This is a genomic window from Nocardia sp. NPDC051052, from assembly GCF_044456045.1.
GTDB lineage: Bacteria > Actinomycetota > Actinomycetes > Mycobacteriales > Mycobacteriaceae > Nocardia.
Genome location: NZ_JBITFL010000002.1, coordinates 416,103 through 427,926, shown reverse-complemented (window position 1 = coordinate 427,926; position 11,824 = coordinate 416,103). Strand labels below are relative to the sequence as shown.

The following is an 11,824-nucleotide window of genomic DNA, read 5'->3' as shown; positions in this document are numbered from 1 at the left end:
CCTCCGACACGCCGCTGATCAGCACGTTTGTGGTTATCCACGGACAAGCGGGCCGCGCCTCCCGGTCCTGCCTGGTTTCGCGGGCGTGCGGCCGGTTATGCAGCAGCAGTACACGATCGGGCCCGGGGACTGGATCCCGCCGGGCGACGGCGGGAGGTATCGATCATGGGTGCGGGAGAGTTACTGGCGTTGGCCTCGGCGGTGTTCTTCGGTACGACGCACTTTCTCAGCGCACTGCTCGCCCGCCGCGCCGACGCCACCGCCGTGGCGTTGTACGCGCAGGTCGGCGGGTGTGTGCTGATTCTGGCGGCCGCGCCGCTGGTGCCGGCGCACGCCGTCACCGCCTCCGCGTTGGCCTGGGGTGTGTTGTCCGGCATCGGGACCGGGCTCGGCGTCACCTTTTTGTATCGCGGGGTCAGTGGTGGCCGGCTGAGCGTGGTGGTTCCGCTGAGCGACGTCGGCGCGCTGATGCTGCCGGTGCTGGTCGGCGTCGCGCTGCTCGGCGAACGGCCGGCGCTGCTGAGCTGGGCCGGCATCGCCGTCGCCATACCCGCGCTCTGGCCGGTCTCCCGGTCGCCCGGTGACGCGGACGGCGAGGGGCGTTTCGGCAACGGCAGCGTCGACGGGCTGATCGCGGGGGTCGGATTCGCTTTGCAGTTCATCGCGCTGGCCAGGGTGGATTCGGCGGCGGGGCTCTGGCCGCTGGTCGCCAGCCGGTTCGCCTCGGTGGTCGCGATCCTGCCGCTCGCGTTGGGTGCGCACGCGTCACTGCGGCTGCGTCCCCGACTATTGCTCGGTGCGTTCGGCACCGGTGCGCTCGGTACGGTGGCCATCGCGCTCTACACCTTGGCAACCTGGCAACAGTTGCTCGCGATCGCCGTGGTGCTGGCCGCGCTCTACCCTGTGATTCCAGTTGTGCTCGGGCTCACCGTGTTACGCGAACGTGTTTCGCGCGCTCAGGTATTCGGGCTCGTTCTCGCGGCGGGTTCCATCGCGGGTATCGCGCTCGCTTGAGGATCACTGGCCGAGACTGATCTCGTTGTCGCGCAAAGTATCTCGCAGGTCGTCGATCCTGAGGATTTGGTGGATCCACGTCGGTCCGGTGGGTTGGCGCAGTATCGCCGCGCGCACGGCTGCCGCGGCAACTACGGCGGTTGCTTTGGACTGGCCGCGCCCGGCGGCCCAGCGTGCCGAGCCGTTCGTCGCGCGTGCGAGCACGACCCATTTATCGCTGCCCGGCATCCGTTTCGGTGCCAGTGCCCGCAGCGCGGGTGCTCTGGTGAGCATGCTGAGTCCGAGCGTGGCGAGGCGTGTGTCCATGCGGAGATACGTACGGACCGGGACACCGAATTCGCGGGTGAGTCGGTGCTGGTCGGCGAAATCGGCGCGCACGGCCGAGGCCGATTGATAGCCGGACTCCTTCGGCACCTCGAAACGCCTTGGGCTGGTGAAGTTTCGGACGGCGGTGCCGTCGGGATCGGAAAAGTGTTTTCCGAGTAGGCCGTAGGTCCACGCGGCCGCGGCGGCGCCGTGGCGTTCGCCGGATCCCAAGCCGATCATGATGTCGATCGGGCTGCGGTGACTGGACCAGGCGTCGACGGCGAGCAGTGTGGTCAGGCCAGGTGCCAGCCCGACGCCGAGCACAACCGGCCCCGCGACGTTTTCCAAACTTCGTACGTATTCGCTGGTGGCGGAGATGTCGAGGAACGGGATCCCGCGCCCGGCGCATGCCTCGGCCAACCGAATGTCTTCGGCGCCCGAGCAATTGAGCACCGCGGCGACGCCGTCCAACGCGGACTCGAAACTGCCCACCTCGGACAGGTCGAGCAGCAGGTCCGCACGCGCCCGGTCCCGCCCAGCGGCCAGTACCGGCAGTCCGTCCGCCCGGAGCAATCGCACGGCGTGCCCGCCGACCGCTCCATATCCTCCCAACACCAGCACATTCATCGGGACCCCTCCGGATATAGCTGCACCGCAAGGACATCCGCGTCCTGGGTGCGCACTGCCACCCTACTGAAGCCCCGGCGGAAATGGGGCCCTGTCTGCTGGTTTTCGTGGGTGCGATCGAGGGTAGCGCTGTTGTATGGACCTTTCGGAATGTTTCGAATGGCAGGGTCGGCGGATCGCGTGGGGGAGCGTCGGGAAAGGACCGGCGGTCGTGCTCTGCCACGGGACGCCGTTCTCGTCGGTGCTGTGGCATCCGTTCGCGGAGGCTTTGAGCGGCGATTTTACTGTTTATGTGTGGGACATGCCTGGATACGGCCGATCGTCCAAGCGGCCCGAGGATGCCGTCGACTTCGGTAGCCAGGCGGCGGCGTTCGCCGCGTTACTCGAGCACTGGCGACTCGACCGTCCGCACGTCATCGCGCACGACTTCGGTGGGGCGGTGTCGTTGCGGACGCATCTGGTCGAGGGCGTGCCGTATCGATCGCTGATGCTCATCGACGTCGTCGCCATCCCGCCGAGTGGATCACCGTTCTTCCGGTTCGTGCAGGAACATCCCGATCTGCTCGGGCAGCTCCCCGCTTACATTCACACCGCGATCGTGCGGGCCTATATCCAGGGAGCGAGTCATCGCGGTCTGCGCTCGGACGATCTCGACACACTGGTCGCGCCGTGGACAGGAGAGGACGGGCAGCCCGCCTTCTATCACCAGATTGCCGACTACGACGAACGTTTCCTGCGGGAGAACGAGCAGCGACTCGGCCGGATAGACATCCCGGTCCGGGTGCTGTGGGGCAGCGAGGACACCTGGATCCCCGCTGCCCAAGCCCGCAGACTGACCGATCTCATTCCCGGCGCGACGCTCCGGTTGATCGGGGATTCGGGGCATCTGATGCACTACGACGCCCCGATTCCGCTGACCGATGAGATCAGGAACTGGCTCAGCCGCGACTGATCAGAGCAGCCACGGATTCATCGAGCAGACCGGCGCGGGATGGGTGGCCGGATTGAGCGCGCGCAGTGCCAGGGAGACCGCGCGAGGGGAGTAGAGCATCGAGTTGTGGTCGGAGATGTCCTGCACGCACCCGTCCTGCAGCAGGACATCGTCGACTATCGCGCCGGGGCCCGCCGCGAGGTAGGTGCGGGTGAACGGGCTGGACACCTCGTCGTAGCGGTCGGCGACGATGGTGTACTCGACGCCGGACATCGTGTCGCCGCCCTCGTTGAGCCTGGTGAGCACCGGCGATCCGATGAGCTGCTGGATGCCCGCGTGACCGATGAGCGCTTCGGTCGGGGTCGAAAGGTCAAGTCCCATCGTATTTTTGAACACATCGAGGAGACTGCCGAGGCCGCTGAGCGTGGTGCCGTGGTTGGTGGCGCCGAAGGTGATGAGCTTCTTCACCTTGTTCGCGGTGGGGTCGCCGGCGTTCGCGCCGCCCTCGAATTTCAGGTACTGACGTGCCACTACGCCGCCCTGGGAGTGGCCGATCATGTCGACCTGTCCGGTGCCGGTGACCGCGAGGACCCGATCGACGAAGGCGGCGAGCTGTTTCGCGGAGTCCTCGATGTAGCCGGTGGCGCCGATGGTCGGCAGGTTGAGTCCGGCGCCCGCGACGTTGGCGCGGCCGTAATTGAAGGTAAAGACGCAGTAGCCCGCCTTGGCGAGTTGCGGGGACATGTACGAGTAGGCGCCGAAGGCGCTGGCCCAGGTCCCGTGCACCAGTACGACCGGGCGCGGGTGCGCGTCATCGGGCTTGCACGCCCAGTCGTTGGACCCCTGCGGTGCGACGTCCGGATTGACGAGTCCATAGGCGAAGGCCGCGGCCTCGTCCGTCAGCACCGGACCGTATCCGACGGTGTCGGCCGAATGCGTTTCCGAAACCGGACCTGGATCCCCAACGGCCACCGCGGCATTGAGCCCTAATCCGACAATCGCGGCTGCCATGATCGCCGCGACCGAGCGCGACGAACGGAGGATGCTTCTCATTTGCTGATTCCTAGGAAGATGGTGCTTTGGGCACAGGCGTGTGGAGGTGAATAGAAACTGGTCGTACGACCAGTTGAACGAAGACTAGGTCCAATTCGCTAGAAATTAGCCGTGACCACTTTCACGCCGCTCCGCCCGCCCCGCGCCCCCGGCACCCCACAGCCGGTCGACATGCAAATCCCCACGCCCCACCAACCCGCACCTAACCAACAGTTCACCCAACGTTCCACCAGTTCAGCACTGTCGAACGCACCTCGTTGCGCACCCCTCCGCCCCCGACGCCACCCCCAAAGGTCTGCACCCCAACTCGGGATCCGCACTCGAAATAGGGCCCTAAAGCCAGTGCGCCCCGAGTCAGGGGGCGGATCCTGCCGCTAGCCACGCGGTTGCAGGATTGCGGGCTGCTCAGCGACGCCCGCCGGTCGCGGTGATGGCGGTGTCGGTGGTCGCGCCGCCCTCGCGGCTGTTGCCGGGGATCCGCACTGTCTCTCGGGACCTGCACTCGGAATAGTGCCCTACAGCGAGTGTGGGTCCCGAGAAACAGTGTGGATTCTGTCCCGAGCGGGCAAAGGGGTGCCGCGGGGCGTAGGGGTCAGCTGGCGCGGTGGTGGATTGGGCGGACGCCGGCGAGGGCGCGTAAGGCGTCGGCGCGGGAGATGGGTTGGTCGTCGGCCAGGGCGGCGAGTTCGACGGCGAGCCAGTCGCGGATGAGTTCGCTCATGGTGATGCCGCGAGACTGGGCTTCGGCTTTGATGGATTGGTCCATGTCGAGGGGGATGCGCAGGGATCGCACCACCATGATGTCCTCGCCGGGCGCCAGCGGGGGCGGTACGTCGGCCTCGCGCACCGGTGCGTCGTCGAAGACGAGGCTGTTCATCAACTCGTCCACACCTCGAGGGGTGGCGGGGAAGTCGTTGTCGCCCATCACTGGTTCTCCTGTTCCCACTTTTCGAACTCGGTTACCTGCTCCGGGCTCATCGTTCGGGCGGCGACGATCTGCCATTGCCAGGGCTCAGCCTGGCGCAGGCCGACGATCAGCGGGCGACCCGCGGCCGTGCGACCCCAGATCGTCAGCAGCTCCATGCCCGCAGTGCCGCGTCCACGCCGTGGCCATCGTCGCTGCTTGGTCAGCACCTGCATCACCTCGTTCGGAGAGATCCCGATGAGCATGTCCAACGCCCAATCAGGCCACTCGAAACCCACACCGGCCATAATACGCGCGTATTACGCCTGGTGGCTATAGGTGGCCGCCGGAAAACCCTGCTGCTGCGTTCCGGTCGATTGCGCTGGTACAAGTGGATGCGTGATCTATGTCGACGTTCCGCTGACCGAGGATATTCGGGCTGCTGTTGCGGCTGAATGGGGATGCAAGGGCGACGGTGTGCGCTTGTATGGCGGTGAGGAGTCCGCCGCGTATCGGGTCGGCGAGGTGGTCGTGCGGATCGGGGCGGTGGATCGTGACCCGGCGGAAGTGGAGTGGTGCAACGGGATTGCCGTTGCCGCTGCCCGTACGGTGCCGGAGGCCGTGGCGCCGCTGCCGCGTGCGAATGGGGCGACGGTCGAGGTGGTGGCGGGTCGTCCGATCACCGTGTGGCCGCTGATCGAGGGACAGTGGGCAAGTAGTGCGGATCCGGTGCAGGTTGCCGAGGCGGCCGGGCTGCTGGCGCGGGTACACCGTGCATTGGCCGACTATCGGCCGCCCCCGCGACCCGAGAAGTCGTTCCTGGAGATCGGGCTCGACGGTGCGCCGTCGGCGGAATTGCCCGACCCCGACTTGGACCGTTGGCTGGCCGAGTTCAGCAAGTCCGCGCGCCCGCAACCGCTGCATGGTGACTACTACGAGGGCAATCTGCTGGCCTGGGACGGACACGTCACCGCCGTGCTCGATTGGGACGAGGCACTGATCGGCCCGCCTGAAGTCGAACTGGCCTCCGCCGCATTGGAATTCGCCGACGTGCTGGGGCGTGATCTGACCGGCGCCCGACAGTTCGCCGACGCCTATCACGCCGAAGGCGGCACGGCCGGGCGCCTGGACGATATCGCGCTCGCGCAGCTGATGCGGCACCGGTTGCGTAGGGAGGCAGTGTATTTCGGCATCGCCGTCGGCCGTGGCGTGCAGCACGACGCGGACGACCTGGCGTACCATCGACAGCGGATGGACACCTTCCGCCTGCTCCGGCCGTGAACGCGTCGCGGAGCAGCCACAATTCCAACATTCAACGGTTATCGAAGTATCCGGAGAACCGACCGCCAATTATGTAGGGGCGGTAAGAGTTTCCGGATTTTCCCCACTTCTGCTGGGGAGCTTCGTGTGGGTATAGACGTCTTACAGTGAGATCTGTCCGATCCGCCCATTGTGAGGCATCCCATGTACAAGAAATTAGCCACTTTCAGTGCTGCCCTATTCGCGCTTGCTATTCCGATGGCCGGCTCGCCGGCATCTGGAGTGCCGTTGCCCGATTGGAACGGGCCCGTTCCGCCGGACAAGATTGTCATCGACGTCGCGACCGTCAATGGCACCGGTTGCCCAGCAGGAACCGCGGCCGTCGCGGTCTCGCCCGACAACACGGCCTTCACGGTCACCTACAGCCAGTACACCGCGAAGGTGGGCATCGGAGCCGGTCCGACCGACTTCCGAATGAACTGCCAGCTCAACCTGAAAGTGCATGTCCCACAGGGCTTCACCTATGGAATCGCGTCGGCGGATTACCGCGGATTCGCGTCATTGGCGAAGGGTGCGACTTCGCTGGAGCGGGCCAGGTACTACTTCCAGGGCAATTCGCCGACCGACTTCGCCGATCACACGCTCAAGGGTCCGTTCGGTGACGATTGGCAGAATACCGACTCCACCGAGGTCGGGGCGATCGTTTACCAGCCGTGCGGCGAGTTCCGCAATTTCAACATCAATACTCAATTGCGCGTCGACGCCGGCACGTCCGACCCGAAAAAGACCACCAGCTTCATCACGATGGACTCCACGGACGGAAGCATCACCACCACTTATCACTTCGCATGGAAGTCTTGCCCTTAGTGAAATACGCCTGAGGGTGACAATTCCTGAATCAGCGTGGTGATCGGTGGGCGATCACCAGGCCGACGCGAATTCGACCGCTATCCGCAGAGGTATCTCCGGATAGCGGTCTTCGCCGTCCGTTCCAGCGTCGGGTGGCATGGTGGACTGTCGGCGCGCAAGGATGGGCGGTATGCATGCTCGGATGGAGTTGATCGGCGGCATCGAGAAGCGGGAGATCCGCCTTGTCGGTTACTGCCCCACCTGGCCGGAGCGGTTCGACGAGGAGCGTAGCCGCATCGGCACCGCGCTCGGCGCTGTCGCCCGTCGCATCGACCACATCGGCTCGACCTCGGTGCCCGGCCTTGCGGCAAAGCCGATCATCGATATCGACCTCAGCGTGCCCGATGTCGAGGATGAGGGCGCTTACCTCCCACCGCTACTGACCGTAGGTTATCGACTTCGCGTGCGTGAGCCGGGGCATCGAATGGTGCGAACACCGGAACGTGATGTGCACGTGCACATTTCCACGGTCGGCAGCGATTGGGAACGTCGCCACCTGCTGTTCCGCGACTGGCTTCGGCACGACGCCGGGGACCGAGCGGCCTATGGGCGGCTGAAACAGCAACTAGCGCAGCGGGACTGGCCCGACATGAACGCTTACGCAGCTGCCAAGGGGCCGTTGATCATCGAGATCACCGGACGGGCAGAAGCGTGGGCGCAGGAGAGCGGCTGGACAACGGGGAATTGAATCGCGACATGAACAAGGTTGACGATGTCCTGGTGCGCTCCCTCCTGATCGAGCAGCACCCGGACCTGGCCGAGCTCGACCTGCGACCGGTGGACGGCGGGTGGGACAATCAAATGTGGCGGCTCGGTGCGGAATTGGCGGTTCGGCTGCCGCGTACGGAGCGGGCCCCGGGCTTACTGGATAAGGAACGGCGATGGCTGCCGATGCTGGCCGCGCGCCTTCCGCTTCCGGTCCCGACACCGTTGCGGTTCGGCGAAGCGTCGGAACGCTTTCCGCGGCCGTGGACCATTGCGCGATGGGTTCCCGGAGAGCCGAGTGACCGGGCGACGATCAGCCGCGGTGACCACTCGGCGGATGCTTTGGCGGGCTTCCTCGGTGTGCTGCACCAGGAAGCACCCGCCGATGCGCCAGTGAATCCGAGTCGGGGGGCTGCGCTCGAGACGTGCGGTGTAGGCGCGCAGTTCGACGCTGTTGTCCCGGAAGGAATCGCTGACGACGTCCAACGGGTATGGGACGCAGCCGTTTCGGCTCCCCAGTGGGACGGACCGCCGGTGTGGCTGCACGGTGACCTGCATCCGGCGAATGTCGTGGTCTCGAACGGCACGCTCGCGGGCGTGATCGACTTCGGTGAGCTCTGCGCGGGCGACCCGGCCACGGATCTTTCGGCCGCATGGCTGGTGCTGCCCACTGGCGCGGCCACGCGATTCTTCGACACCTACGCGAACGCGGACGCCGCGACGATCCAGCGCGCGCGAGGATGGGCCGTGCTGCGTGCCATTGGGCTGATGAGCATCGGCCTGGCCTGGGAACGCGGGCTTCCCGGTGGTCAGCCGACTTGGGGAAAAGCGGGTCGGGCGGCACTCGACCGTGTGCTGGCCGACCGTTAGGACCCTGACGCCACTGGCAATTGGTTCGGGCGGTGTGCGGTCGGTGGGACGTCGGGCCGAGTTTGCCAGGGGTGCGGGCCGTCCAGCGGGCGGTATTCGACGCCTAGGGCATCCAGGCGGGGAAGGTGGTGGTCGCGTAGCCGGGGGAAAAACTCGGCGTAGTCGCGATCGGCTGGGCTCCAAGCGAGTTCGGCGATGGCGCACAGGCGTGGGAAGGCGGCGTAGTCGACTCGGCGCACCGAATCCAGGTGCTCGCTCCAGAGTTGGGCTTGGAGACCGATGACTCGTGGGCCGTCGAAGGTGGGCTCGTATCGGTATACGTCTTCGAGGGTGCGCAGGTAGCCGACGGGGATCGGTTCGTCGGGGTGATCGGATTGACGGTGGTCCAGGTAGAAGTGGTCTTCCGGGCACAGCACCACGTCGTGGCCTGCCGCCGCCGCTCGGCTGGCGGCGGTCGCGTCGCGCCATGCGGCGATCACCATGGGCGGGAGCGGGCCCGCGTCGAGCACCTCGTCCCACCCCAAGGCTCGGCGTCCCCGGGTGGCGAGATATGCGGCGAGGTCGGCGACGAGTCGGCCGTGTTCTGGTGTCACGCCGGGGACTTCGTCGCCGCCGATACCGATGACCGCCGACGGGAAGACGGTCAGCACATGGTCGAAGACTCGGCGGAAGAAGTCGAGTGTGTCGGGTGTGGGATTCAGCAGTGCGGTGCTGATGCCCCAGGACGTCCATACCTCCCAAGGGCTTTCGGACTCGGGGCCGAGTTCGGGGTAGGCCGTGATCGCGGCGCGAGCATGGCCGGGGACATCGATCTCCGGCACTACGGTGATAGACCGATCGCCCGCGTACGCGACGATCTCCCGAAGGTCGTCGGTGGTGTAGAAGCCGCCGTGCGGTCGTCCGTCGCGTTCGGGGCCATCATGTCGTCCGACCATCGATCCGGTTCGCCACGAAGCGATTTCGGTCAGCTTCGGGAAGCCGGGGACTTCGATGCGCCAGCCCTGATCGTCGGTCAGGTGCAGGTGCAGCACGTTGAGTTTGTGTGCCGACAGGAGATCGATGAACCGCAGCACCTCCGCTTTGGTGCGAAAGTTCCGCGCCACGTCGAGCAGGCAACCGCGCCAACCGAATCGGGGGCTGTCCTCGATGACACCACACGGCACGACAAGCTGGTGAGTGTCGATGATCGCGGCGCGCAACGCGTTCGGACCGGCGAGTTGGCGCAGCGTCTGCTGCGCGTGGGTCTGCCCGGCCAGATCCGCCGCGGTGAGCGTGATCCCGTTCGGTGTGATCTCCAACCGGTACCCCTCGGACGGCAGGTCCGGGTCGATGCGGACGTCGAGTTCGGTGGGCCATGCGCAAACGCCGGGCGCCGGAGTCGCCGAAACGGGCCGGGGGAGCAGGTTATCGAAACCTGGCATGTCAGCCTTTCACCGCGCCACCGAGGCCGGAGACGAGCTTGCGTTGCACGAGCACGAACAGCACGAGCGCCGGAATGGTCATCAACGTCGAGGCCGCCATCACCGCGCCCCAATCGGTGTCTTCTGGTTTGAAGAACACCAGGATCGCCTGCGGCAGTGTCTGATTCTCGGTCTTGGAGATGATGAACGTTTTCGCGAACAGGAAGTCGTTCCAGGCGTGGATAAACGACAGCACACTGACCGACACCAGCCCTGGCGCCACCAGCGGCAGCAGGATCTGCCACGCGAACCGAAGTCGGCTCGCCCCATCGAGTTTCGCCGCCTCTTCCAACTCGATGGGCACCGCCGCGACGAAGCCGCGCAGTAGCCAGATGGCCAGTGGCAGGCTGAACACCAGATCTACCAGCATGATCGAACCGAGTTCGTTGAGCCCCAACGCCGGAACGGTGCCGCCGATCGAGCGCATCAGGAAGAACAGCGGAATGGTCAGCGCTTCAACGGGAACCATCTGCGCTACCAGAATCATCACCAGCAGCACGGTCCGGCCGCGGAACCGGAAGCGGGTCAACGCCACCGCGGACAGGAAAGAGAGCAGCAGCGAAAACAGCACGACCACAACGGCGATCAGCAGGCTGTTGAGAAAGAACCGGCCGAAACCGTTCATCGACAGCACCCGGGTGAAACTGTCCAGACTGGGCGCCAAAGTCCACGGTTTCTGGTCGGCCGACTGAATCTCGCCCGGCGGCTTGAGCGCCGAGAGCACCATCCAGTACAGCGGGAACGCCACTAATCCGGCGATCACCACCGTCACCGCCTCGGCGAGCAGCCGGCCGGGCTTGCGTGGGGCGCGCGGCATCGGTTTCACTGCCATGGCGTGCTCCTGCGCTGGGACCGGACGTAGAGGCCGGTGATCGACAACAGCAACAGCGTCATCAGGACTCCGATCGCTGAGCCGAGCCCGTATTCCTGCCCGGCGAAGGCCTTTTGGTAGGCGTAGACATTGAGCACCAGGTTGCGCCCGGCGACGCCGCCACCATTGGTCATGACGTAGATCTGGGTGAACACCTTGAAGTCCCAGATGATCGACTGGATCGTCGCGATCAGCAGCAGCGGCCGCAACATTGGCAGGATCACCGAGCGGGCCGACCGCCACACCGAGGCGCCGTCCAGCGCGGCGGCCTCCAGCACCTCTTCGGGGATCGCTTTGATACCCGCGTACATGGTCACCATGACGAACGGGAACGAACACCAGATCACCTCGGCGGCAACCAGTCCGAACGCGCTGAGGGTGCCGAAGGTCCACGAGTGCCCGTCCATCGAACGGAACCCGAGGCCCGACAGCGCCTCGTTCACCACACCGAAGTCGGTGTCGAACAGGAAAAGCCAGACGTACGAACCCGCCATGGCCGGTGTCGCCCATGCGCCGAGTGCCGCGAGGAACAACAACATTCGGGGGACTGCGCGGACTCGCGTGGCGAGCACGGCCAGCGCCGTGCCGACCACCAGCCCGCCCACCACGCAGACCGCGCCGAACACGAAGGTGTTCGCGAGCACCGTCCAGAACTGGCTGTCCGACAGGAGTTCTCGATAATTGCCCAGGCCGATGAACTCCAACGGCGCCGCGCCGGTCGCCTGCGCCTGGCCGTAGTCGTAGAACGAGATCAGCACGATCTGATAGATCGGATAGATCAGCACGGCGGCCAGCAGGATCCCCGCCGGGGCCAGGTAGAGCCACGCGGTGATCGTGTCTCGGCTCAGGCGCCGCGGTTTCGGCGACGGCCGCGGGGCTGCGGTGGTGACCGGTAGTTCTCGAATTGCCATGTG

13 protein-coding genes are annotated in these 11,824 nt (G+C 65.8%); 6 read left to right on the top strand and 7 right to left on the bottom strand.

Translation table 11 applies throughout. The annotated features are described in order from the left end of the window. Positions 1-165: 165 nt before the first annotated feature. On the top strand, positions 166-1,014 hold the full coding sequence (locus ACIBCN_RS07020) for an EamA family transporter (RefSeq protein WP_396990578.1): 849 nt from the start codon (positions 166-168) through the stop codon (positions 1,012-1,014). 3 nt (positions 1,015-1,017) lie between these two features. On the opposite strand, the gene ACIBCN_RS07015 is transcribed toward ACIBCN_RS07020, so the two are convergent. Beyond that, entirely contained in the window at positions 1,018-1,947 is a 930-nt protein-coding gene (locus ACIBCN_RS07015; protein ID WP_396990577.1) for a hypothetical protein, read from the bottom strand. Positions 1,948-2,083: 136 nt separating this feature from the next. On the opposite strand from ACIBCN_RS07015, the gene ACIBCN_RS07010 reads away from it, so the two are divergent. Beyond that, positions 2,084-2,899, top strand: a complete 816-nt coding sequence (locus ACIBCN_RS07010; RefSeq protein WP_396990575.1) for an alpha/beta fold hydrolase — start codon at positions 2,084-2,086, stop codon at positions 2,897-2,899. On the opposite strand, the gene ACIBCN_RS07005 is transcribed toward ACIBCN_RS07010, so the two are convergent. The 3 genes from ACIBCN_RS07005 to ACIBCN_RS06995 form a co-directional block, all read right to left on the bottom strand. Continuing rightward, positions 2,900-3,931: an esterase/lipase family protein gene (locus ACIBCN_RS07005; RefSeq protein ID WP_396990573.1), complete on the bottom strand. Its 1,032-nt coding sequence runs from the start codon at positions 3,929-3,931 to the stop codon at positions 2,900-2,902. It lies immediately after the preceding gene. A 592-nt stretch (positions 3,932-4,523) separates the two neighbouring features. Beyond that, positions 4,524-4,856 (bottom strand): hypothetical protein, encoded by a 333-nt coding sequence (locus ACIBCN_RS07000; protein WP_396990572.1) that lies wholly within the window; start codon positions 4,854-4,856, stop codon positions 4,524-4,526. After that, a complete protein-coding gene (locus ACIBCN_RS06995; protein ID WP_396990571.1) occupies positions 4,856-5,143 on the bottom strand; it encodes a hypothetical protein in 288 nt (95 codons plus the stop codon). Before ACIBCN_RS06995 ends, ACIBCN_RS07000 begins: the two co-directional genes overlap by 1 nt. A gap of 91 nt (positions 5,144-5,234) precedes the next feature. Here ACIBCN_RS06995 and ACIBCN_RS06990 point away from each other — a divergent pair, with 91 nt between their 5' ends. The 4 genes from ACIBCN_RS06990 to ACIBCN_RS06975 all read left to right on the top strand — a co-directional run bounded on the left by ACIBCN_RS06990 (position 5,235) and on the right by ACIBCN_RS06975 (position 8,579). After that, the gene (locus tag ACIBCN_RS06990; RefSeq protein ID WP_396990570.1) at positions 5,235-6,116 is read left to right on the top strand and encodes a phosphotransferase enzyme family protein; all 882 of its coding nucleotides are present in this window, start codon (positions 5,235-5,237) and stop codon (positions 6,114-6,116) included. 183 nt (positions 6,117-6,299) lie between these two features. Beyond that, entirely contained in the window at positions 6,300-6,962 is a 663-nt protein-coding gene (locus tag ACIBCN_RS06985) for a DUF4360 domain-containing protein (RefSeq protein WP_396990569.1), read from the top strand. A gap of 172 nt (positions 6,963-7,134) precedes the next feature. After that, complete coding sequence (locus ACIBCN_RS06980) at positions 7,135-7,692, top strand: GrpB family protein (RefSeq protein ID WP_396990568.1); 558 nt, start codon at positions 7,135-7,137, stop codon at positions 7,690-7,692. 8 nt (positions 7,693-7,700) lie between these two features. After that, positions 7,701-8,579, top strand: coding sequence for an aminoglycoside phosphotransferase family protein (locus ACIBCN_RS06975; RefSeq protein WP_396990567.1), 879 nt, complete (start codon positions 7,701-7,703; stop codon positions 8,577-8,579). Here ACIBCN_RS06975 and ACIBCN_RS06970 read toward each other — a convergent pair. The 3 genes from ACIBCN_RS06970 to ACIBCN_RS06960 are packed head-to-tail and all read right to left on the bottom strand — an operon-like array spanning position 8,576 to position 11,821. Further along, positions 8,576-10,000 (bottom strand): beta-N-acetylhexosaminidase, encoded by a 1,425-nt coding sequence (locus ACIBCN_RS06970; protein WP_396990566.1) that lies wholly within the window; start codon positions 9,998-10,000, stop codon positions 8,576-8,578. The genes ACIBCN_RS06975 and ACIBCN_RS06970 overlap by 4 nt on opposite strands. Before the next feature lies 1 nt (position 10,001). Beyond that, positions 10,002-10,871 carry a carbohydrate ABC transporter permease gene (locus ACIBCN_RS06965; RefSeq protein ID WP_396990565.1) on the bottom strand — a complete coding sequence of 290 codons (870 nt, stop codon included), beginning with the start codon at positions 10,869-10,871 and terminating at the stop codon, positions 10,002-10,004. After that, positions 10,862-11,821 (bottom strand): carbohydrate ABC transporter permease, encoded by a 960-nt coding sequence (locus tag ACIBCN_RS06960; protein WP_396990564.1) that lies wholly within the window; start codon positions 11,819-11,821, stop codon positions 10,862-10,864. The genes ACIBCN_RS06965 and ACIBCN_RS06960 overlap by 10 nt, the downstream gene beginning before the upstream one ends. Positions 11,822-11,824 lie beyond the last annotated feature (3 nt).